Source organism: Bacteroides sp. ET71 (assembly GCF_023336905.1).
Classification (GTDB): Bacteria; Bacteroidota; Bacteroidia; order Bacteroidales; family Bacteroidaceae; genus Bacteroides.
Window position 1 is genome coordinate 125,499 of record NZ_JAMBLS010000001.1, and the last position, 23,503, is coordinate 149,001.

The window sequence follows — 23,503 nt, forward strand, 5'->3', positions numbered from 1 at the left end:
TCTCAAATTATCATTAGTTCATTTTACAATACTCATATACATCCATTCACTACCTATTCATTATTTCATCAAACGTAGCTTTCACCCTCTGAGGTGTAGGTCGTTTCTTTCCATTTTCGCAATCCTTAGTTGCCTCATACATAAAGATTCCCTGATAGCCAGATTCTTTTAAACGGGTAACAAGCCGTTTCCAATCAATCTTTCCTTGTGTCGGCAACCAATGACATTCATTCTCGAAATCGAAATCAGAAGCATGGATAGTTCCTATGTAAGATTCCAACACATCCATAAAATGCTCTGTGGAACCTTGCGTATAATGATTAGTATCAAAACATACCTTTACACCTGGTATATCTTTAATAATCTCCAAAAGTTCCTCAGGTGTATTTCCCAAACAAGTGCGAGGTAAATTCTCAATGCACAGTTCCACACCGATGCTATCCGCACAAACCTTTAGCTTAGCAATTGACTTACGGGCATTCATTAAACGTTGTGCACGAATACTATCAGGAATAGGTTCAGAACTCGGATGCAAAACTAAACGAGCCGGATTGAATTGCGCACTTTGCTTTATCATTTCTGCCATAAAAGCGACATTGGCATCACGAAGTGAATCATCTAATACAGAAATATCCAACGTACGAGAAAAAGGCAAATGAATAGACCAAACTTCCATGTCCGCGCTATCAATTTGGGCACACAAAGATTTGATTCGCGGAATTACCTCATGTTCCGGAACTCCTCTATAACACTTATTAAAAGCCACCTCTACATATTCAATTCCTTGCTGACGGGCTTCAATAAAATCATTCACAGTAGGAGTCTTCCAAATAGCAGTCGTAGTTCCCACTTTATAAGGCGTGCTTTCACACGACCACACTATGATAGCCAATGACAAAGCCAAACAAAAATAGAATCTTCTCATATCATTCAGACTTTAAAGCATTATTCTTCCAAACCAGTTTCTCCCCCCACATCGGTACATACGTCTGGTCACATTGTATTTGAGAAGCCCTTTCCAAAGCCATAGGAAGGCTCCACCTGGATTCCTCGGCACTAATATGAGTCAACTCCAAAATATGAGACAAAAGAACATAATCCGGTTGTGTCTGCCCACTTCCTGTTCCTATGATATTGTTTTCCGTCAATGCATTAGGCGCGTAACGCGGTATCAAGATGTTTACTGAACCTAAGATATTCGTATATTGCGAAGGCTTATAATTAGAATCACCTGTATGCATCAATGTCAGGTGATTACTATCGGCACCGCAATCTATTGTAAACACTGTAACAAAGTTTGAGAGCCCCGAGTTATTATGATCTGTGATAGAAGTACGAATGGAAAAGTTTCCTATTGTATAAGTTGTCGGTACTGTCGAAGTATAATCTTTCCCTTCAGCAATATAGTTGGATAAAACCGGCTTTCCGGCCTCCAACATAGCCTCTATCAAACCTTCATCATAATGGTCTTGATGATTATGCGTGACACACAAGAAATCCAGATAAGGTTCTAACTTGTCTGCCCAACGATGCATTATATCTATGGCAAAACAGCCGGAAGGAGTCTTTATGACATATCCCATATTATACAACATCCAGATATGTGCCGTACCCTCCTCCACAACATCGTTTGCCACCTCATCCAAGACGCGGTCAAAAGCTTGCCTATACACAGAAAGCAACACATCATACTTTTCTTTGCTCTCTGCCAATTGGTCGGAACTGTTCAAATAATCCTCAAAATAATCAGCAGAGCAAAGGTCTGCCAGTCCTTGTATTTTGTCAAACACTTGCAGGCGCTCATTGTCTTGTGGAGAAAGAGGCGTAGTATTCCACAACGATTGCAAAATGCCAGCAGCTTCTTCTTGCTGAGAAGTCTGATTATTTTCCTCTTCAGGAGGTGTTGTTACAGCCTCATCTCCCCCACAGGCCACACAGAAGAAGCCTGCCATCACAAACAAAAACAGATATAAAAAATTCTTCATAAAGATAGCTATTAAGATCCTGCCATCCCGTTTGCTACGGAATGACAGGATTCGACATTATACTCAATATTGACAAGTTCCCTGAATGTTTCCGCCACGGCAACTCCACGTAGAAGTCTCAGGCAAAGCAAATACAGGTATGGCTATCAAATTTCCGCCAATATAGCCGACATACAATTTACCGTCCATGCCGATGGTTAAACCAGCCATTATCTTGGCATTATCGCCGGAAGCATCTGTATCCATCTGCCAAGCCTCTACTCCAGTATAGGAATCAACAGCATGGATGACACCATTGGAAGCACCAAAATAAATAATGCCTTTGTCATCCAATACAGGGAAACAATAGGTTAAAGCAGCCCCTGCATTAAATTTCCACTTCAACGAACCGTCGGCACTGACTGCGTACAACGACTTGCCTCCCTTATCAACGAAATAGACCGTGCCATCCTTGCTTACAATAGGTGCATAAGCATCACCATTAGCACCAACAGTCCATTTCATTTGCCCGTCGGCTGTATTGATAGCTATTAATCCGGCACCACCAGCTTGTGCAGCATACAACGTTCCGCCATCAATAGCAAAAGAACCAATCTCTGTAACAGCCGCCGATGTCTTCCACAATTCTTCACCATCTGCTGTAAAGGCATAAACATAACTGCGCGTGCCTACATAGACAGTTCCATCACGGTCAATAGCAATGGCTGCTGCCTTGTTAGCCGTACCCTCCAACGCTTTCGTCCAACGTGCCGTTCCGTTGCTGGTATCTACCGCATGGAGCATATTGTCTCCATCCAAAGCATATACCGTTGTGCCATCAGCCGACACGGCCGGGAAACAATCCAATCTCGTGTTGTCAGCTCCCGTGGCATATTGCCATTTTGCACTGCCATCGGGCATCACTGCATATAAGGTAGAATTACGAGCCCCTTGATAGATAACTCCATCCGGCCCTACGGCAGATCCACCGCCATATGTAATCGCATCGGATATGGCAAAAGTCCATTTCTTCTCGCCTGTCGCAGCATCAAAAGCATTCAAATCTCCCACCTTATCCGCCGTAGGCAAGTAGAATGTGCTGCCATCCGGCGAAAACACAGGATTAGAAGCCTTTATATATCCCATCGAAGTCTCCCAAGCGACATCAATCACATACACAGTCTGCTCTGCCGTCTCTTTCGAACCATCCGCATAAGTCACCTCTACCTCCAGAGTATATTCTCCGCCATTCTCATAAGCCTTGAAAACTTCCGCTCCATCAGCTTGCGTACCATCTCCAAACGTCCATGCCACAGCTTGCACTTCGCCCATGAAATACATGTCGTTGTAACTCATTGTCAACTCTTCGCCGGCCAAAACATAAGTTGTCAGCCCGACAAACGGAGATACTTCTCCTGGAGTCACAGTGGCCGTTACAGCCTCCGAAATTCCTTTATCATAAACAGCCTGTAAAGAAATGGTATATTCCTGTCCATTTACCAAGTCCGGTACAATATAAGTTTCTGCATCCGCATCCTCAATATTTATAGTCCGGCCATCTGGTTCTATATTCACCTGATATCCTTTCACCATGTCCGAAGCCGGTTTAGTCCAGCTCAAACGAACACGAGAATCACCGGCAACAGCAGTAAACGCAGTAGGAGGAATCAACGAAGAAACCGGGGTGACCGATGCCGATACCCGTCCCGAACGTTTACCATTATAAACCGCTTGTACATAGAAAGTATAAGCAACCTTATTGACAAGATTTTCTATCAACGCACTACACTGTGAAGCATCATTTATAGTTAGATTTCCGCCTGTGGCCTCCAATGATCCGGAAGTCCACGAAATGTAATATCCCGTAGGCTGAGCCTCGTCCGAAGGTGTCCAAGACAATTCCGCGCTGGCATCCAAAGGCGTAATAGTCAAATCATTAACTTCGTATAAATCCCAACTGGCCTGGGGCAAATCGTCTTCGCAGGCAACAAAGAGCAAAGACAAGACAGCAAACAAGCCATATACTATCTTTTTCATAAGTAAAATCTCCTTTCTTTATTAATTAGCACCTTCATACCCGGGATTCTGCCACAGAATATCCGTATTCCCAATCTTTTCCATCTCATTCTGCGGAATCGGGAATAAAAGCTGATAATCCTGTATACCCATCACTTCTTGAGCATATCCCATGCGTACCAAGTCAAACCAACGATGCCCCTCATAAGGGAACTCTCGTTGACGCTCGTCCAAAATAGCCTTGCGGAAACTTGCTTTGTCAGGCACATCCGAAGCGTCCAACGCCTCGATACCTGAACGTGTACGTACGTCGTTCAAACATTCCAATGCCACAGAAGACGAAGATGCATCATAATGCAATTCATTCAAAGCTTCAGCATACATCAGAAGCACATCAGCATACCGCAACAAAATTTGGTCATTGCCCACTACATTATAAGTAGTGCTCCGCGTATCCATAAACTTAGGCATCAGGCAGACATTGTTGGCAGCCTGCACATAGGTAATCAAAGCCTTGCGGGCATCGTTGGCTTCATAACAGTTTACAAGAGCTTCCGATTGATTCGTATTATCCGTTAAATTAGTTGTACTAAACCAGTAACCATGTCCTTCGTTTTCCACTTCTTTATTGAAACGCACAGCAAAAATGATTTCCCGGTTCATTTTATTCTCCACATCAAACACATCTTGCACGGGTTTCAACAGTTCATATTTCCCGCGCAATTGCGAAAGAACATCAGCAGCTTCTTGCCACTTATGGAAGGTCAAATAGACTTTACCCAACAATGCCATAGCCGCACCCGAGGTAGCACGACCGATGTCGTCCCCCGAATAAGAAGCCGGAAGCATGTTTTCATCAATGATAGACTTCAAATCACCAGCTATATAGTTATACATTTCCTCATCAGTAGCACGTCTTGTCTGCAAAGCTTCCGACACATTCAACACCTGACGCGCCACCGGTACGCCCCCCCAGACACGGTACATATTAAAGTAATTCAAGGCACGAACAAACAAAGCTTCACCCTTATATTGTTTCTTCAGACTTTCGTCAAAAGAAGCACCGTCTATACGGTCAAGCACCATATTACAGCGATACACATTATTATTAAAATTGGCCCAATAATCATCCAAGATACCATTAGAAGGCACTTCCGCAAATTGATCAATGTCATAACGGTCTTGCGTACCCGATGTCGGTGCACTCAAATAAAGATTATCGCTTCGGTACTCACAACACTCTGTATAGAAATTTACCTGCGACTGCAACTTCGCATAACATGCCACGACTGCCAAATTATAGTCATCTGCCGTTTGAAAAACTTTATCAATGACGACCTTGTCTGCCGGATCCAATTCGAAAAAATCATTGGTGCAAGAAGGCAACATTAAAACTGCCAACAAGCATAAATAGATATGTTTCTTCATTTTCTTATTCTTATAAAGTTAAGTTGATGCCAAACATAAATGTCCTTGCTAAAGGATAAGTACCATAGTCCTCACCGGGAGTCAAGGCACTATCCGGACGTGCATTCACTTCCGGATTATAACCACTATAATCGGTAAAGGTCACCAAATTCTGTCCAGAAACGTAAAGTCTCAAACGCTCTACACTAAAACGACGAGTCCATTTCTGAGGCAAGGTGTATCCCAATGATACATTCTGTAAACGTAAATAAGAGCCATCTTCGATATGCCACGTCGATGTACGTCCGTTGTAACCCGTCTGTTTACGATTGGCTTTATTAATCTGACCATTACCCGGATTTTCTTCACTTTGCCAGCGATTCAAAGCTATGGTTGTTCCATTCACATTGCCTTCCATATTATCAATATAACGGCGATTTAAATTCAAAATCTCATTCCCATAAACGCCTTGGAAATTAATGTCGAAATCAAAACCTTTATACCAAACCTTTCCACCAAAACCATACGTAAAATCTGGCATATAATTACCAACAACGGTACGGTCTTTATCCAAATCCAACACGCCATCTCCATCCACATCCACAAAGCGAAAATCACCAACCCGAGTATTATCAAAGTGAGGGTACTTTTTCAAGTCTTCTTCCGTTGCAAAAATACCATCTTGCACCAACAGATAATAGTTTCCGATGGGTTGTCCTACTTCTGTAATGTAATAAGCATGTTCCACACTTCCCGAGGAGATAATCGGTGCATCACCCGGGCCTAAAGCCTTTACTTCGTTCGTATTTTTAGCCCAGTTAGCATTAAATTGATAACCAAAATCCTTACCAAAATTCTGCTGAGATGTCAAACCGATTTCCCAACCACGGTTATTCACCTTACCTATATTCATTAAAGAAGTGCTATAACCTGTCAACAAAGGTACAGGAACACTTAATAACATGTCCGAGGTATTTGTATTATAATAATCAACCGTCACACCCAGATATCCGTTAAACATCTGTACATCAACACCTGCATTAACCATTTTGTTCTTTTCCCAACTTAAATCATCACGTTCTATATTATCGGGTTTATATCCAGGAACAAGTGCACCCTGTCCTGAACCTAAGATATAATCATCGAACGACAAAGTAGCCAGATGTTCGTAATTGCCAATCTGAAAATTACCTGTGACACCATAACTTAGGCGAATCTTCATATCATTGATAAATGACAGGAATTTGGTTTCTTTAAAAAAGTTTTCCTCACTGATACGCCAAGCTGCAGAAACTGAAGGGAAATATCCCCAACGATTGTTTTTTCCAAATCGAGAAGAACCATCTGCACGGATAGCTGCCGACAACATATATTTTCCTTCATAGCCATACTGTACACGTGCCAAATAAGAAGCTATCGACCATTGGGTTTTGTTAGAACTGCCCGATACCACCGTACCCCCAGTTATTGTTTGTATGTAATCATTAGGATAATCCGTAGCCGTCACACTATTAGTTTTTGCAGTTTCTTTCTGTGCGGACTGTACTAAAATAGCATTTATGCTATGTTTTTCATTTATGGTCGTTGTATATGTCAACTGATTTTCAATCAACCAATTAAAATATAACGAAGAGGAACTATATCCTTCCGGATTAGAGGGAGTGTCATAATAATCTTTCCCTCTTAATGGAAGGGCCGACTGACGATAAGTATCATTGTGTGCCCCATAATAATCACCACCAAAAGAAATCTTATAAGAAAGCCCTTTAAACAATTCCAACTCTGCAAAAACTTTTCCAGTGAGAGACATACGGTCTACCACATCTGAAGCCAATGTAGCCATAGCCACTGGGTTCAGCACTTCATTATGCTGATAATCAGTGCCAATTCTCCAGTAACCGTTACCTTGATAATTGAAGCTGCCATCAGGATTATATACAGGCCATACAGGCGGCATCATTAAAGCAGATTGTACAATACCATTAGCACCGGAGGCGTCTACCCGATTGGAAGTAGAATAAGAAGGTGCGAAATTTACTCCGAACTTCAAACGATTAAACTTGCCATCCAAATTCATGCGCATGCTATATTTCTTGAAATCCGAGTTGATAATGATACCTTCTTTACTCATGTAATTACCAGATACGAAATAATTAATGCTTTGCGTCTTACCAGACAAAGAAATGTTATGCCCTGTCGTAGCTGCTGTACGAAAAATAGCATCTTGCCAATCGGTATCCGTCAACCCTGGTACGCCCTCTAAATAAGGAAACAGTTCGGGAGGAATCTGGTGATAAGATTGAGGACGTATGCTGTTCGGATCGTCGGGCGAAGCACCGGGTACTTCCGAAAGATAAGCATTATTATGACCGTCGCGAGCAAACTCCGCATACTGATAAGCATTCATCATGTCTAATTTCTTTGAAACACTCTGAAAACCATAGTAACCATCATATTGTACCGTTAGCTTCTCTGTATTACCACGTTTGGTAGTAACCAATATGACGCCGTTTGAACCACGGCTACCATAGATGGCAGCCGCCGAGGCATCTTTCAAGACCTCGATGGACTCTATGTCATTCGTATTCAAATTGGCAAAACCACGCTCCATAGGCACACCGTCTACAATATAAAGCGGATCGCTGCCAGCATTGACTGTACTAATACCCCTCACACGAATGCTCACACTTCCCTCTGGGTCTCCGCTAGGAATAGTTACCTGCACACCGGGCATCTTCCCGACCAATGCCTGACGGAAATCCGTTGCCGGATTATTGGCTAAAGCTTCAGCCTTTACCGAAGCCACCGAAACAGAAACATCGCTCTTCTTCTGTACACCATAACCCACCACAACTACTTCATCCAGCATCTCCGTATCTTCAGAAAGCACAACACGAGCCAGACCACTACTGCCCGCCTTAAATTCCTGGGTCTGATAACCAATATAAGATACTTGAATGACGGCATCTTCCGGTACATTATTCAACGTATAACGTCCATCCATGTCCGTCACCACACCATTGGTGGTACCTTTCACCATCACGTTGGCTCCAATTATAGACAATCCTGTATGGTCTAAAACCATACCAGAGATACGCTTCCCCGATTGAGCCATTTTCAAATTGCTTTTCCCTACCGTTATCGTATTATTATCCCTATTGAAGCTCAGTCCCGTCTGCCGGGCAATCTCGTCCAAAGCCGCATCCGGCGAAGCATTGGACACACGGAGGGTCACGGCCGGAGCCGCATCGACCACCGCCTGGTCATAAAAAAAAGTCAAACCGGTCTGCTGCTCTATCTGCTTCAGTGCGGACTCCAAACTGACTTGCCGCACATCCAACGTGACAGTCTTTTCTTGCGCCAACACCCATCCGGGCATCAGCACCATACATAGAAATAGCAAAAATGCCGAAAATGAGTTTACATTTCTACCTTTTCTTTCAACATTCGAAAGATAATCCATAAATTTGCGCGTTTTTAATGATTGAATAAATTGTTAAGAACAAACATTTGCGACACTGCGATGCGATGCCCGACAGCCTCGAAACATTCGGACATGCGTCCGCATGACGCAGGGGCGGTTCCTGGAGCCGGCCCCTTTTCTTTGTAAGCAATCAAGTAGGTGCTTTCTTCATGGCCTGTAAAATTAAGAATGAATAATCTGTTTTCATCTTACTATACACTTCATTGCACACAGACAGGGGTCTTGTTAACTTTATTTAGCAAAGGAAATCGATGGCTGATTGCTTGCTCACCCCAAGAATCTTTTTAAAATTCATTTTCCCTGTTATCCCGAACGTTGTTCTCCCCCGATAACGGAGGAAGCAAGAGGGGGTATCGAGGGACCTCACTACGCGCCTGAAAAGTATTAGGGAGATGTTTCGACTACGCTTCGCCCCGCTCAACATGACAGAGAGAGCGATTTTTAAAACGACAGGCTCTATGTTACGGTAATTACGCAACGTTTAAACCGAAATGACATGACCCCCACAAATTCTTTCCTGATTGCGGGGTATTGCAGCCTTGAATTTTTCTATGACTCCAAGCGGGAAACTGCCACACATTATGCTGAAAACCATTACCCGCACAGGTCGTGAGAAGGAAATTTTGTCCGGAGACTTCATCGACACACACAAGCTACGCGCCGCCAGCAATGTAAACGCCTTATCGAGCCTTATCAAACAGCCACCAAAGTCGTATCTCCTCCCTACCTCGTCCTTGTGTATGACAGGGACGAGGTAGGGAGAAGGTAGGGAGGAGGTACGACTTTGGTAGGAAGAAATTGGATGGGAGAAACAGGTCATGCAAATGGCAAAAAGAAAAAAACTCAGTTCCCTATTCTTGCTTCCAACAAGAATCGCTACATATGCAAAAACATACGTTTATGCTCCACACAGAGGGATTATATATCTGTAACTTCGGCCCTATCAAAGAAGCGAAAGTAACCATCCGGAGAAATGACAGTCACGATAGGTGAACAAGGGTCCGGGAAAAGCACCGTTGCTAAACTTTACTCGCTTTTTTCGTGGTTGGAGAAAGCGTTGATGAGACATTCTCTGACAGCACAATACATCATGCGCTATTCCAGGTTCAGGAAAACATATGCAGCCTACAACCATCTGGACAGCTATTTCAGACCAGAAACGAAGCTACGTTTCAAAGGATTTCATTACTTGTTCGAGTATCTGGGTGAACAACTGCACATCATGGAAATCAACCCGGAGAAAACTTTCTTCAGTATCTCGAAAGTGATGTACGTGCCTGCCGAACGGAACATATTGGGCAGCGTAGACCACCCCTCACAACTCAAGGGACTTGAAAATAGGTTTCTGCCTGTCATTTGTAGAGCACGATGCTGTCTCCCTCTGCGCGGTAGTGGATGCCGCTGGCATATTCGATGGAGCGCAGGACTGCTTCCAAGGTTTTGTTGTCATGCTGGCCGGAAATAAGATTGTCCGAACCTACCCCGTCGGCAAAGACAATGCGGCAATGATAACGGCGCTCCAGTTCACGAGCCACGTCGAACAACGGAGTGCGGTAAAAACGCAGGCTGCCTGTACGCCAGGAAGCCACCTCTCCTTCTTCTTTCTGCTTGGCATATTCGCCGGAAAGGGTATTGATAAGCACACGCTCGTTGGCCGTCAGGCGCATCATGGCTTCGGGCAGGTCGACCTGCACCTTGCCTTCTTCCACGTCTACGGACATCATCTGGTCGGAAGAATAGGCTTTCACATCAAAACAGGTGCCTAACACACGCACACGGAGGCTGGGGGTCACGACCAGGAAAGGCTGGCTATCGTCATGGCGCACACGGAAGTAGCCTTCGCCTTCGAGCGTGATCCGACGTTCATCGCCTACAAAGTGTTCGGGGTAGCGCACAGAAGAGCAGGCGTTCAGCATCACGAAAGTGCCGTCTGGCAAACGGACTTCCTTACGCTCTCCATAAGAGGTGGAAACTTCCAGATAGTTAATGTCCACCTGTTGCCTCGTCTGCCAAAAATATACGCCCCCCAGCACCAAACAGCAAACAGCGGCCACAGAAGCGGCAACGGCCGCCAAACGCCTGAAGGGGAAACGAGGAGCAGGGCGAAGACGCTGCAAGAGTTGGCGGGCTTCCTCTTTATATCGCTCGCGGTCTGAAAGGCTGCCCGAGGACTGGGCGGCCGACTCCTCCCAGATGTCGGACATCAGGTCGTGAAGTACCCCTGTCGTCTGCGGGTCTTTCAATTTGTCGCTTAGCTGGCGAAGGTCTTCTTTTGTATAAAGATTATCAACGTATCGTTGCCACAATTTTTTGTCGTTTCCTGCTGATTTCATCTTTTATCTGAATTTTATGTGCTCAGAACCTGCTCAAAATTATTTGCCGGGCATACCCTAAATAACCGGAAATACCCATGATTTGTAGAGTAGAACGTTCAGACGATATTCCATCCAACATGACAAATCTCTTTTTTTGAGCAAGCTCTTATTGCGCGAATCTTATTTATCAAAGTACACGCGAAGAAGGAAAGACAGGGGTCTCGTTAACTTTTTTTATAACACATTCAGGCAAACAAGAAGCAGAATGGCATCTACGCTTATCACGGCATTCTTACGGAGGTACTCGCGAAGGGTCTTTAGTGAAGTAGAGATGGATTCCTGCACTGTATAGACGGAAATGCCCAGTTGCTCGGCTATCTCCTTGTGTGACAACTGTCTTTCACGACTCATCTCAAAGATTTCGCGCTGGCGGGGCGTCAGCAACTGCAAAGCTTGGGCAATGAGGCGGCGCAGGTCGTTGAACAGGATTTCCTGCTTCGTGTCATTGCTGTAATCCACCGCTTGCGAAAGGATATGTTCGCGCAGGCGTTCTTGCTGTTCAAAAGTGCGAAGCTGGTTGAGGATGCGGTTGCGCACAATGGTATGCACATAGGCAGAAAAAGAAGCATCGGGGTCGATAAAACGGCGGCCTTGCCAGATGACAGCAAACGTGTCCTGAAAGATGTCTTCTGCATATTCTTTAGACTTCAGGAAACGCATGGCGAAATAGAGCAACCGCTCTTTGTAGGCTGCATACAATTCGCAGAAAGCATCCTCATCTCCGTCTATCAGACGAAGAACCAATGAGCGTTCATCTGCAAGAGTTTCTACTGAATACATGGTTTTACTGTATGCTTTTGGCCACAAAGGTATGGCTTTGACATTACAAAGGTATTAAAAAAAAGGATGAGATATACTTTTCTCTTACAAAAAGCCAAAAGGAAGCATGCTACCACCAGTCTATTCCCGCCGGAGAGGACATTAATCAGGCGCAGATTTCACGGATGATGCAGATAAATGACCACAGCATAATCTGCTAAAGCCGTGTAACCCGCGCCTTGAAAAGAATGCTCTGACTTTTACGCTCCTCTTTCTTTCATACAGTCAAGAAAAGAAGCGGGAAACAGGGGGAAACATTCCACAAGTCTCTTATACATAAGTCTCGAGCAGTTTCACTGCCTTCTCCGGTACAATAGTGACTTCTTGCACTGTGGCAGGCAAGAGTACGGTTTCTCCGGCTTGCAAAGAAATTTCGTTCTTCTCATTGTCTATCAAGCGGCAGGAGCCTTCGACACAGATGAAGATGACAAAAGAGTCGAGTTCCGAATAATCGCAAGAGATTTCCTCTGTCATGTCATATACGGAGGTTGTAAAATAAGGACATGCTACCACTTCGACGGGTTCGTTTTGAACGTGGTCATAGGCAGTGCGGAAGTCATCTTGCACATCGGAAAAATTGATGGCGTCTACGGCCTGTGCGGTATGCAATTCACGCGTTTTGCCGTTTTTGTCTTTACGGTTATAATCGAAGATACGGTAGGTAATGTCAGAAGTCTGCTGTATCTCGGCTACAAAAGCTCCTGCACCTATGCCATGCACGCGTCCCGCAGGAACATAAAAGACATCGCCGGGCTGTATGTTGCAAGTCTGCAATACTTCAGCAAAAGTTCCGTCGTGCACGCGTTCCTTATATTCTTTGGGTGTGATTTCCTTGGCAAAACCAGAGATGAGCTTTGCGCCCTTGTCGGCAGCGATGACATACCACATTTCATTTTTTCCAAAGCTGTTGTGGCGTTGCTTGGCCAATGCGTCGTCGGGATGCACCTGGATGGAAAGATCCAGCTTGGCATCGATAAACTTGATGAGCAAGGGGAACTTTTCGCCAAAACGGGCATAATTGGCCTCACCCACCAATTCTTCTTTGTACTTGCGCACCATTTCGGGCAAGGTCAATCCCTTGTCAGGACCGTTGGCAACCACGGACTCACTGCCTTCTACTGCAGATACTTCCCAACTTTCTCCCACGTTCTGGAGAGATTCATTCAGATGTTTGAACGGGATAATCTTGTCGCCTCCCCAAAGCGTTTGCTTTAAGATAGGCTCAAACTTTAAAGGATACATTTGTTTTTAATAAAATCTTTAATAATGTGATTTACATTGATTATGGGGGCAAACATACAAAAAAATAAGTAGTCTATCAAAATTTGGATAAAGAAATAAAAGAAGACAACCGGGAAAAGAAGATTTTCCCAAACGCTAAACTTTCCTAAAAAGCTTCTTATATTTTCTACCAATTACTTGGGAGAACAAAAGAAATTCTCTTTATTTGCAAGAAAATTAATTTAAACTACCATGATATGACAAACACTGCTACAACAGAACACAATTTGTCGGGCCTGAAAAGGCAAGATTTTCAAAAAGACATAAATGGGGAAAAAACCGATTTATATATATTAAGGAATGCCAAAGGCATGGAAGTGGCTGTCACGAACTATGGATGTGCGCTGCTTTCGATTATGGTTCCAGATAAGAACGGCCATTATGGCAATGTTATTCTGGGACATGACAGCATCGAGCATGTCATCAACAGCCCGGAGCCTTTCTTAAGCACCATCATCGGCCGGTATGGCAACCGTATTGCCAAAGGCAAGTTCACCTTGTATGGCGAAGAGCACCAGTTGGCAATCAACAATGGACCCAACTCACTGCACGGAGGGCCGACAGGATTCCACGCCCGCGTATGGGATGCTGTACAGCCGACGCCGACAACCGTCATATTCAATTATACTTCGGCTGACGGCGAAGAGGGTTTTCCCGGCAAACTGGAAGTGGAAGTTACTTATCGGCTGGAAGACGAAATAAATGCACTGGCCATCGAATACAGAGCCACGACAGACAAAGCTACCGTCGTCAACCTGACAAACCACGGATTTTTCAACTTGGCGGGCATCGCCAATCCCACCCCTACCGCATTAGACCACATTGTAACTATCAACGCTGATTTTTATGTTCCCATAGACGAGGTTTCTATCCCCACGGGAGAGATTCTGAAAGTGGAAGGTACTCCCATGGACTTCCGGACACCCCATGCATTGGGCGAACGGATAGATGATACCTTTGAACAGTTGAAAAACGGAGCAGGATATGACCACTGTTACGTACTGAATAAAGGTGAGCGTGGTGCATTGGAGCTGGCAGCGACTTGTCTGTGTCCTTCGAGCGGACGTATGATGGAAGTTTATACGACGGAGGGAGGCGTGCAGCTCTATACGGGTAATTGGCTGAACGGATTTGCAGGCAGCCATGGCGCTACATTCCCGGCGCGCAGTGCAGTCTGCTTTGAGGCCCAATGCTTCCCGGATACCCCTAACAAGGCTCATTTCCCGTCTGCCGTACTGTTGCCGGGCGATGAATATCAACAAATCACGGTCTACAAATTTGGAATACAAGGAGAAAATGAATAATAAACTAAATTTATAAATCTGTAATTACTAAAAAAACTATGACACAAGAAAAGAAAAACGGAAACCTTATTGCTATCATTGCAATGTGTTTCCTGTTTGCAATGATTTCCTTCGTAACCAATTTGGCCGCTCCCTTTGGCACGATTTGGAAAAACGAGTATGCCGGTGCAAACACACTGGGAATGATGGGTAACATGATGAACTTCCTGGCTTATCTGTTCATGGGTATCCCGGCCGGTAACATGCTCGTTAAAATCGGCTATAAAAAGACTGCCCTTATCGCTATGGCAGTAGGTTTCATTGGTTTGTTCACTCAATATCTTTCCAGCTTCTGCGGGGCAGAAACCGGTGTATTCACCATGGGTGATTATATTATTAAACTGAACTTCATCATCTACCTGTTAGGAGCTTTCATCTGCGGTTTCTGCGTATGTATGCTGAATACAGTGGTCAACCCTATGTTGAACCTGCTGGGAGGAGGCGGAAACCGTGGTAACCAACTCATCCAAACGGGTGGTGCGTTGAACTCATTGGCAGGTACGCTGACTCCGTTGTTTGTGGGTGCACTGATTGGTACCGTAACCGACAAGACAGCCATGTCTGATGTCACTCCGCTGTTGTTCATCGCTATGGGCGTGTTTGTAGTGGCATTCCTGATTATTGCCTGCGTCAGCATTCCTGAACCTCACTTGAAAAAAGGTCCCCAGAAGAAAGAAAAGTTCGAATACAGCCCCTGGAATTTCCGCCATACGGTATTGGGAATTTTTGGTATTTTTGTATATGTGGGCATTGAAATCGGTATCCCGGGAACGTTGAACTTCTATCTGGCTGATGCGAGTGACAAGGGCGCAGGCCTGACGGCTAATGGCGCAGCCATCGGAGGTGCCATTGCTGCCATGTATTGGTTGCTTATGCTGGTAGGACGTCTGGCAAGTAGTGCCATCAGCGGTAAGGTAGCCAGCCGCACGCAATTGATTGTTGCTTCGTCGGTGGCTATCTGCTTTATATTGATTGCTATTTTCATCCCCAAAACTGTCACAGTTTCCATGCCTGGCTACACAGTAGGCGAAGGTTTCCAAATTGCTCAAGTGCCGGCAAGTGCCTTGTTCCTGGTGTTGTGCGGTTTGTGTACGTCAGTCATGTGGGGTGGTATTTTCAATCTGGCTGTTGAAGGCCTGGGTAAGTATACAGCACAAGCTTCGGGCTTGTTTATGATGATGGTAGTAGGCGGCGGCATCTTCCCGCTGGTACAGCAGTTCATTTCGGATGCAGCAGGCTATATGCCAAGCTATTGGCTCATCATCATTTTGTTGGCTTATCTGCTTTACTACAGTCTGATAGGATGCAAGAATGTTAACAAGGACATTCCTGTTGATTGAGTTTGGTCATCTTTAATACATAAATGATATGGATATAGAACACGTAAGAAGTCGTTTCATCAAACATTTTGATGGAACTACAGGAGCTATATATGCCGCTCCGGGACGAATCAACCTCATCGGTGAACATACGGATTATAATGGTGGCTTTGTCTTTCCCGGTGCCATTGACAAGGGAATGATTGCCGAAATCAAACCCAATGGGACAGATGTAGTAAAGGCTTATTCCATCGACCTGAAAGATTATGTTGAGTTTGGCTTGAAAGAAGAAGATGCTCCACGGGCCAGTTGGGCACGGTACATTTTCGGCGTATGCCGCGAAATGATCAAACGGGGTGTAGACGTAAAAGGATTCAATACGGCTTTCTCCGGAGACGTTCCTCTGGGAGCAGGCATGTCTTCTTCGGCAGCATTGGAGAGCACCTATGCTTATGCATTGAATGATTTGTTTGGCGAAAACAAAATAGACAAGTTCGAATTGGCGAAGGTCGGACAAGCTACAGAGCACAATTACTGTGGCGTAAACTGTGGCATCATGGACCAGTTTGCTTCTGTATTCGGCAAAAAGAACAGCCTTATCCGCTTGGACTGCCGGTCTTTGGAATATCAGTATTATCATTTTGAGCCAAAGGGTTACCGCTTGGTGCTGGTTGATTCGGTGGTTAAGCATGAATTGGCTTCATCGGCTTACAACAAGCGCCGCCAAAGCTGCGAGACGGTGGTGGCTGCCATTCAGAAGAGACATCCACATGTGGAATTCTTACGCGATTGCACCATGGAAATGTTGCAGGAGGCACAGGCTGAAATCAGCGAAGAAGACTACAAACGTGCTGAATACGTGATTGAAGAGATCCAACGTGTATTGGATGTATGCGATGCCTTGGAAAAGAACGACTATGAAACAGTCGGCCAAAAGATGTATGAAACGCACTACGGCATGAGCAAACTGTACGAAGTAAGCTGCGAAGAGCTCGACTTCTTGAACGACCTGGCTTTCGATTGCGGTGTTACGGGTTCGCGTGTCATGGGCGGCGGCTTCGGCGGTTGTACCATCAACCTTGTTAAAGAAGAGTTGTATGGCACCTTTATCGAAAAGGCCAAAGAAGAATTTAGAAAGAAGTTCAACCGGAATCCTAAAATCTACGATGTCGTCATTAGTGACGGTGCCCGCAGGTTGGAATAAGTGGATTTTAATGCATTCCATTCACGCACAAAGCGGATTCGGCAGAAACTTCCGTAGGAAGAGGCATGTTGAATCCGCTCTTTTTATATCCAGCTATTTCCGCTTTTAGCTGACATGAAGAGTATATTTTACTTCCATGAAACATTCCGACCCAAGAAAAGAAACTTTTTTTGAAAGATTATTAGCCATAAACGCCTATCTTTGCAGCAAAGAAAAGTGACTTATATATTATAGGGAAATCAAATATTCATCAACCTTTGACAGATATGAATGACAGTAAACTTATGACCCGCGCAGCAGACAACATCCGCATACTTGCTGCTTCGATGGTTGAAAAAGCAAACTCCGGACACCCGGGCGGTGCCATGGGAGGTGCTGATTTCATCAATGTGCTCTTCTCTGAGTTTTTGGTATACGACCCTGAAAATCCGACGTGGGAAGCCCGTGACCGTTTCTTCCTCGACCCAGGGCACATGTCGCCGATGCTCTATTCCACATTGGCACTGACAGGTAAATTCACCTTGGACGAATTGCAACAATTCCGCCAATGGGGCAGCCCGACACCCGGCCATCCGGAACGGGATGTCATGCGCGGCATTGAAAACACATCAGGCCCGCTGGGACAAGGACATACCTTTGCCGTAGGTGCTGCCATTGCCGCTAAATTCCTGAAAGCCCGCTTCCCCGAAGTCATGCCACAGACCATTTATGCCTATATCTCTGACGGTGGCATACAGGAAGAAATTTCACAAGGTGCCGGCCGTATCGCCGGAACGCTGGGTTTGGACAACCTCATCATGTTCTACGACGCCAACGACATACAGCTTTCCACAAAGACCAAAGATGTAACATGTGAAGACACAGCCAAGAAATATGAGGCATGGGGCTGGAAAACAATCACAATCAACGGAAATGACCCCGATGCCATCCGCAGCGCCTTGAATGAAGCCAAGGCTGAAACTGAACGCCCGACACTCATCATCGGCCATACCATCATGGGCAAAGGAGCACGTCGCGCAGATGGCAGCAGCTATGAAGCTTGCTGCGCCACACACGGCGCACCACTCGGTGGGGATGCTTACATCAACACCATCAAAAACCTGGGCGGAGACCCGGAAAATCCGTTTGTCATTTTCCCAGAAGTAGCTGAACTATATGCAAAACGAGCTGCCGAATTGAAAGAGCTGGTAGCCAAGCAATATGCCATCAAAGCCGAATGGGCCAAGGCCAACCCCGAAAAAGCCGCAAAACTGGACTTGTTCTTCTCGGGCAAAGCTCCACAAATCGACTGGAGTGCCGTACAACAGAAGCCGAATTCGGCTACACGTACCGCATCGGCTACTGTGCTCGGCGTATTGGCCACGCAAGTAGAAAACATGATTGTCGCTTCGGCCGACCTCTCCAACTCTGACAAGACCGACGGTTTCCTGAAAAAAACGCACGCTTTCACCAAAGGCGACTTTACCGGCGCTTTCTTCCAGGCTGGTGTAGCCGAGCTGACCATGGCCTGCTGCTGCATTGGCATGGCCCTGCATGGTGGAGTCATCCCGGCTTGCGGTACATTCTTCGTATTCTCCGACTACATGAAGCCGGCAATCCGTATGGCCGCTTTGATGGAAGTTCCCGTCAAATTCATCTGGACACACGATGCTTTCCGCGTAGGTGAAGACGGTCCTACCCATGAGCCGGTGGAACAGGAAGCCCAAATCCGACTGATGGAAAAACTGCAAAACCACAAAGGGCACAACTCCATGCTGGTACTCCGCCCGGCAGACGCAGAAGAGACCACAGAAGCCTGGCGTCTGGCCATGGAGAATACGACCACGCCGACAGGTCTCATCTTCTCCCGCCAGAACATCAACAACTTGCCCGAAGGCACAGACTATAAACAGGCAGCCAAGGGCGCTTACATCGTGGCCGGCTCAGATGAAAATCCGGATGTCATCCTCCTGGCCTCCGGCTCGGAAGTAGCAACGTTGGTAGCCGGTGCCGAACTGCTCCGCAAAGACGGAGTGAAAGTACGCATTCTGTCAGTTCCCTCGGAAGGGTTGTTCCGTACCCAACCAACCGACTATCAAGAAAGCATCCTGCCACACAATGCCAAAGTATTCGGTCTGACCGCAGGATTGCCCGTTACCCTGGAAGGGCTCGTAGGCTCCCAAGGCAAGATATGGGGGCTGCCCTCTTTCGGCTTCTCAGCTCCGTACAAGGTACTGGATGAGAAACTGGGCTTCACGGCAGAAAATATATACAAGCAGGTTAAATCTATGTTATAATTACTCTATCAGTGGCTACGGGTCATATCGGACGGCAAGCAATTGCAGCCGGAAACCCGTAGCCTTTACATTAATCCTACATCATCCAGCATGAAAATCATTGGACTCTGCTCCGACCATGCAGGCTTCGCCTTGAAGCAACACGTCAAACAATGGCTCGAAGCAAAAGGATGGCCCTACAAGGACTTTGGCACTTACAGCGAAGAGAGCTGCGACTATCCAGACTATGCACACCCCTTGGCTGAAGCCATCGAGGCAGGCGAATGTTACCCGGGTATTGCCATCTGCGGCAGTGGACAAGGCATCAGCATCACCCTCAACAAGCATCAAGGCATACGCTGCGCCTTGTGCTGGGCTCCCGAACTGGCAGCCTTGTCACGTCGGCATAACGATGCAAACGTATTGGCCATGCCCGGCCGTTTCATCACAAACGAACAGGCAGATGCCATCATGGAGGCATTCTTCAACACAAGTTTCGAAGGCGGACGGCACCTGCGAAGGGTACAGAAAATACCTGTGACACGAAAATAACTCCATGCAAACCTACGTTTTCTACAATGACCGCCTCCTGCTGAGGAAGGCCGGAGAACACCGTTGCCGCATTCCCGACGAAAGCGAACTACCCAAGGACCTGGCAGACCGTCCCCTCCCCTCGCACGAGGTATTGCTGCCCAATGGTAACACCATCCGCACGCTTGCTATCGACCATGAGGTGAACGAAGGTGCAGATTGGCAAATGACCGGCCTACGGGCTTCGTTTGACTACTTGCCTATCAGCGAGTATAAAGCAGCGGGCAAAGCTTTCCAAATCCTCTGGTGGGACCGCCACAGCCGCTTCTGTCCGGTCTGTGGTACACCGACCGAACAGCGAGCTCCCATCATGAAAAAATGCCCCGCCTGCGGCTATGAAATTTATCCGCCTATCTCAACAGCCATTATTGTCCTCATACGCCGTGGCCGCGACGAAGTATTACTGGTACATGCGCGCAACTTCCGGGGTACGTTCTACGGACTTGTAGCCGGCTTTCTGGAACCCGGTGAGACACTGGAACAATGCGTCCGCCGTGAAGTACATGAAGAGACAGGGCTGCAAATCGACAACATCACCTATTTCGACAGCCAATCCTGGCCCTATCCCAGCGGACTCATGGTAGGATTCACCGCTGACTATGCCAGCGGCACCATCAAACTGCAAGACGATGAACTGAGTGCCGGCGCTTTCTATCACCGCGACCATTTGCCCGAACTGCCACAAAAACTAAGCATCGCCCGACGCCTCATCGACCATTGGCTGAAAGAACGTCCTTAACTCCACCGCACGAACAAAATCAGCAAACGTCCACATGGTTTTGACACACGCCGGAAACTTTTATACTGACAACTGGCAGCTAAAAAGGGAACAGGCAATACCCTCACGGGCACCTGCCTGCTCCCTTTTTAGCATGAAAAACAATAATATCCGTACTTCTTAATCTTCCACAGCCTCCAGATAGAGTACGCGGCTGGCGTAATCACTCTGTTTCTGATAATCCACTTTATGATTGTAAGGCAGCTCCAAACCATTAGCCATCAGATAAGCACCACTGTAAACTTTTCCCTCGCAGGAGAGCGGTTCGTTATCAATGCGGTTCAATTCGTGCACTTTATACAGTTTGTTGGCATCCAGTCCAGCCATCGGCACACGGGGCAAATGTTGATTCATAAAATGCTCTGTCTTCCACCAATAAAAGACTGCTTTGTCTTTCGTTGGACTGACATACATCAATGAAGCAGCACCCAATTTGTCATACGGAGAAAGCAGACGGTAAATATCACCTTGTTGCACCACCGGACGAATAATCTTGTATTCGGATATAGCCTGCTTGCACAACGCTTTTTCTTCGTCGGTCATGTTCTTGGGTTGGATCTCCAAGCCCAAGCGTCCACTCATGGCCACATCGATGCGGTATTTCAAGGGAATGACGCGGAACGTTAGTTGATTGGGTACACCACCGATGTGGGAAGCCATGGCGATAGCAGGGAAGAAATAAGAAGTGCCCCATTGCATATAGACGCGTTGCAAAGCATCGGTGTTGTCACTCGCCCAGAACTCGTCGAAGTAAGGCAATATGCCCCAATTGGCACGTCCGCCCCCACTGGCACAGGCCTGCATGGTCAGGTTTGGATATTTGGCACGGATGCGCTGGCAGACTTTCTCCAGCCCGCGGTGGTATTCGATGTACAGGTGGCTCTGACGGTCAGCAGGCAGATATTGCGAGCCATGGTTCGTAATGGACATATTGGCGTCCCACTTGATGTAGTCAATTTCCGGATATTTGGTCATCAGGTTGTCCACCACCCCGAAGACAAAATCCTGCACTTCGGGATTGCTCAAGTCGAGTACCAATTGCGTGCCTCCTCGTCCTCCTGGCAGGATTCCACGGTGCGGTTCTTCCAAAACCCAATCAGGATGTTTTTCGTAGAGTTCGCTGATTGTATTGGTCATCTCCGGTTCAATCCAGATACCGAACTTAATGCCATGTTTCTTGGCATCGGCCAGCAGGCCTTCGATACCTTCGGGCAGTTTTTCGGTATTTACCACCCAATCGCCTAACGCGCAATTATCCGTATTGCGTTTGTATTTCCCACCGAACCATCCGTCATCCATCACGAAAAGTTCTCCACCCATCTCTGCGATGTCGGCCATCATTTGGTCCATGATTTCCTGATTGAAATCGAAGTAGACAGCTTCCCAACTGTTCAGCAGGATTTTACGCAACTTGTCACCATTAGCCAGTTTGTATTCGCGGCCCCAACGATGGAAGTTACGGCTGGCCCCACTCAAGCCTTCGTTGCTGTACGTCAAAGCCAGAACCGGAGTGACGAAGGTTTCGTCCTTCTCCAAGGTATAAGCCGAGTTTTCTTCGTTGATGCCGGCAAAAAAGCCGTGGAAATCGTGGAAATCATTGTCGTACGTCTCAACACGCAACTTGTAGTTGCCTCCGTAGCAGAGGGCGGCGCCGATGACACGGCCTTCGTTTTCACGCGGGCGGCCGTCCAGCGAGAACATCACTTCGGCATGGGCTGCGTGGGAGTTGCGCACACCGTCTTTGTCTTTGATAACGACGGTTGCACCCGGCATCAAGGGTTCCTGAACCAGTTGGCCTTCGTTGGCCCAAGAACCGTAAAGATGACTCAGCCACACATCCCCGCGACGAATAGGGAGGTAGGCCGACGCAAACTGGTTGAGCACGACGGGTTTCTTCTCGCAGTTGGTGATTTCGGTCCAGGCTTCGATGATATCCACATCGTTATAAGCACGATAGCAGAGGTTGACATAGAAAGGATAGAGTTTATCCTTCAGACGTATGCAAGTTTCAGTAGCATGATCGGTATCGGTCGTAAGCACTTCGTCAACAACCAGTTGTAACGTCAGATTCCCGTCGGGATGTTTCACGGCAATGGCAGTCTCCTTCATACAGTTCCAGTCCTGGCCGTAAGCCGGATAGGCGGCATCCATGCCCCAATCGGCTTCAAACGTTTTTAGGTCAGCATCGGTCAGTTTCTGGCCATAATAGAGGATTCTGAGTTCTCCGCCCTTGGGCGCTTTGAGCAGCAAGGAGGTGTTTGGGGTGGATACACACACGTTTTGGGCAAGCAGCCCGCCTGCCAGCAGGCACATCCCGGCGAGGGATGTCATTAGTTTTTTTAAGTTCATGGTTTTCAATAATTTTTAATTAGGTAATATTACAACGCAAAAATAAGCCTTTCCGGACATAAATTGATAGGATTTTATCTTTTTATGATACCTATTTATCATTTTCACCCCCGATGCCCCTCCCGGAGCAGGGACAGACGACTGCCACGGGGCGTGAATTCTAAGGCCATTAAAATCCTCTGGTGGAACCGTCACAGCCGCTTCTGTCCGGTCTGTGGTACACCGACCGAACAGCGAGCTCCCATCATGAAAACATACTGACACCCGGCAGCTAAAAATATTGCAGGCAGATACCCTCACGGGCACCTGCCTGCTCCC

15 protein-coding genes are annotated in these 23,503 nt (G+C 46.5%); 6 read left to right on the forward strand and 9 right to left on the reverse strand.

Features of this window, described 5'->3' with window-relative positions:
* Positions 1–49: 49 nt before the first annotated feature.
* The 8 genes from M3090_RS00530 to M3090_RS00565 all read right to left on the reverse strand — a co-directional run bounded on the left by M3090_RS00530 (position 50) and on the right by M3090_RS00565 (position 13,307).
* Positions 50–925: a sugar phosphate isomerase/epimerase family protein gene (locus M3090_RS00530; RefSeq protein ID WP_249053443.1), complete on the reverse strand. Its 876-nt coding sequence runs from the start codon at positions 923–925 to the stop codon at positions 50–52.
* Position 926: 1 nt separating this feature from the next.
* Positions 927–1,985, reverse strand: a complete 1,059-nt coding sequence (locus M3090_RS00535; protein ID WP_249053444.1) for an MBL fold metallo-hydrolase — start codon at positions 1,983–1,985, stop codon at positions 927–929.
* A gap of 63 nt (positions 1,986–2,048) precedes the next feature.
* Positions 2,049–4,001, reverse strand: coding sequence for a PQQ-binding-like beta-propeller repeat protein (locus M3090_RS00540; protein WP_249053445.1), 1,953 nt, complete (start codon positions 3,999–4,001; stop codon positions 2,049–2,051).
* A 21-nt stretch (positions 4,002–4,022) separates the two neighbouring features.
* Positions 4,023–5,408 (reverse strand): RagB/SusD family nutrient uptake outer membrane protein, encoded by a 1,386-nt coding sequence (locus tag M3090_RS00545; RefSeq protein ID WP_249053446.1) that lies wholly within the window; start codon positions 5,406–5,408, stop codon positions 4,023–4,025.
* Positions 5,409–5,418: 10 nt separating this feature from the next.
* A complete protein-coding gene (locus M3090_RS00550; RefSeq protein ID WP_249053447.1) occupies positions 5,419–8,850 on the reverse strand; it encodes a TonB-dependent receptor in 3,432 nt (1,143 codons plus the stop codon).
* Between the two features lie 1,373 nt (positions 8,851–10,223).
* Positions 10,224–11,204: a FecR family protein gene (locus M3090_RS00555; RefSeq protein ID WP_249053448.1), complete on the reverse strand. Its 981-nt coding sequence runs from the start codon at positions 11,202–11,204 to the stop codon at positions 10,224–10,226.
* A 216-nt stretch (positions 11,205–11,420) separates the two neighbouring features.
* Positions 11,421–12,026, reverse strand: a complete 606-nt coding sequence (locus M3090_RS00560) for an RNA polymerase sigma-70 factor (protein ID WP_249053449.1) — start codon at positions 12,024–12,026, stop codon at positions 11,421–11,423.
* A 309-nt stretch (positions 12,027–12,335) separates the two neighbouring features.
* Positions 12,336–13,307 (reverse strand): type I phosphomannose isomerase catalytic subunit, encoded by a 972-nt coding sequence (locus M3090_RS00565; protein WP_249053450.1) that lies wholly within the window; start codon positions 13,305–13,307, stop codon positions 12,336–12,338.
* Positions 13,308–13,543: 236 nt separating this feature from the next.
* Between M3090_RS00565 and M3090_RS00570 the strand changes: the two genes are divergently transcribed.
* The 6 genes from M3090_RS00570 to nudC all read left to right on the forward strand — a co-directional run bounded on the left by M3090_RS00570 (position 13,544) and on the right by nudC (position 20,797).
* Positions 13,544–14,650 (forward strand): aldose epimerase family protein, encoded by a 1,107-nt coding sequence (locus M3090_RS00570; protein ID WP_249053451.1) that lies wholly within the window; start codon positions 13,544–13,546, stop codon positions 14,648–14,650.
* A gap of 38 nt (positions 14,651–14,688) precedes the next feature.
* Positions 14,689–16,029 (forward strand): MFS transporter, encoded by a 1,341-nt coding sequence (locus tag M3090_RS00575; RefSeq protein ID WP_249053452.1) that lies wholly within the window; start codon positions 14,689–14,691, stop codon positions 16,027–16,029.
* 28 nt (positions 16,030–16,057) lie between these two features.
* Positions 16,058–17,212 carry a galactokinase gene (gene galK, locus M3090_RS00580; protein ID WP_249053453.1) on the forward strand — a complete coding sequence of 385 codons (1,155 nt, stop codon included), beginning with the start codon at positions 16,058–16,060 and terminating at the stop codon, positions 17,210–17,212.
* Positions 17,213–17,478: 266 nt separating this feature from the next.
* On the forward strand, positions 17,479–19,488 hold the full coding sequence (locus M3090_RS00585; RefSeq protein WP_249053454.1) for a transketolase family protein: 2,010 nt from the start codon (positions 17,479–17,481) through the stop codon (positions 19,486–19,488).
* A gap of 90 nt (positions 19,489–19,578) precedes the next feature.
* Complete coding sequence (gene rpiB / locus M3090_RS00590) at positions 19,579–20,019, forward strand: ribose 5-phosphate isomerase B (RefSeq protein ID WP_249053455.1); 441 nt, start codon at positions 19,579–19,581, stop codon at positions 20,017–20,019.
* A 4-nt stretch (positions 20,020–20,023) separates the two neighbouring features.
* The gene (nudC, locus tag M3090_RS00595; RefSeq protein ID WP_249053456.1) at positions 20,024–20,797 is read left to right on the forward strand and encodes an NAD(+) diphosphatase; all 774 of its coding nucleotides are present in this window, start codon (positions 20,024–20,026) and stop codon (positions 20,795–20,797) included.
* A gap of 159 nt (positions 20,798–20,956) precedes the next feature.
* On the opposite strand, the gene M3090_RS00600 is transcribed toward nudC, so the two are convergent.
* Positions 20,957–23,185, reverse strand: a complete 2,229-nt coding sequence (locus M3090_RS00600) for an alpha-galactosidase (RefSeq protein ID WP_249053457.1) — start codon at positions 23,183–23,185, stop codon at positions 20,957–20,959.
* Positions 23,186–23,503: the final 318 nt, after the last annotated feature.

Coding starts and splice junctions, on each gene's coding strand:
- M3090_RS00530 (WP_249053443.1), bottom strand. CDS start 925: ATGAGAAGATTCTATTTTTGTTTGGCTTTGTCATTGGCTATCATAGTG.
- M3090_RS00535 (WP_249053444.1), bottom strand. CDS start 1,985: ATGAAGAATTTTTTATATCTGTTTTTGTTTGTGATGGCAGGCTTCTTC.
- M3090_RS00540 (WP_249053445.1), bottom strand. CDS start 4,001: ATGAAAAAGATAGTATATGGCTTGTTTGCTGTCTTGTCTTTGCTCTTT.
- M3090_RS00545 (WP_249053446.1), bottom strand. CDS start 5,408: ATGAAGAAACATATCTATTTATGCTTGTTGGCAGTTTTAATGTTGCCT.
- M3090_RS00550 (WP_249053447.1), bottom strand. CDS start 8,850: ATGGATTATCTTTCGAATGTTGAAAGAAAAGGTAGAAATGTAAACTCA.
- M3090_RS00555 (WP_249053448.1), bottom strand. CDS start 11,204: ATGAAATCAGCAGGAAACGACAAAAAATTGTGGCAACGATACGTTGAT.
- M3090_RS00560 (WP_249053449.1), bottom strand. CDS start 12,026: ATGTATTCAGTAGAAACTCTTGCAGATGAACGCTCATTGGTTCTTCGT.
- M3090_RS00565 (WP_249053450.1), bottom strand. CDS start 13,307: ATGTATCCTTTAAAGTTTGAGCCTATCTTAAAGCAAACGCTTTGGGGA.
- M3090_RS00570 (WP_249053451.1), top strand. CDS start 13,544: ATGACAAACACTGCTACAACAGAACACAATTTGTCGGGCCTGAAAAGG.
- M3090_RS00575 (WP_249053452.1), top strand. CDS start 14,689: ATGACACAAGAAAAGAAAAACGGAAACCTTATTGCTATCATTGCAATG.
- galK (WP_249053453.1), top strand. CDS start 16,058: ATGGATATAGAACACGTAAGAAGTCGTTTCATCAAACATTTTGATGGA.
- M3090_RS00585 (WP_249053454.1), top strand. CDS start 17,479: ATGAATGACAGTAAACTTATGACCCGCGCAGCAGACAACATCCGCATA.
- rpiB (WP_249053455.1), top strand. CDS start 19,579: ATGAAAATCATTGGACTCTGCTCCGACCATGCAGGCTTCGCCTTGAAG.
- nudC (WP_249053456.1), top strand. CDS start 20,024: ATGCAAACCTACGTTTTCTACAATGACCGCCTCCTGCTGAGGAAGGCC.
- M3090_RS00600 (WP_249053457.1), bottom strand. CDS start 23,185: ATGAACTTAAAAAAACTAATGACATCCCTCGCCGGGATGTGCCTGCTG.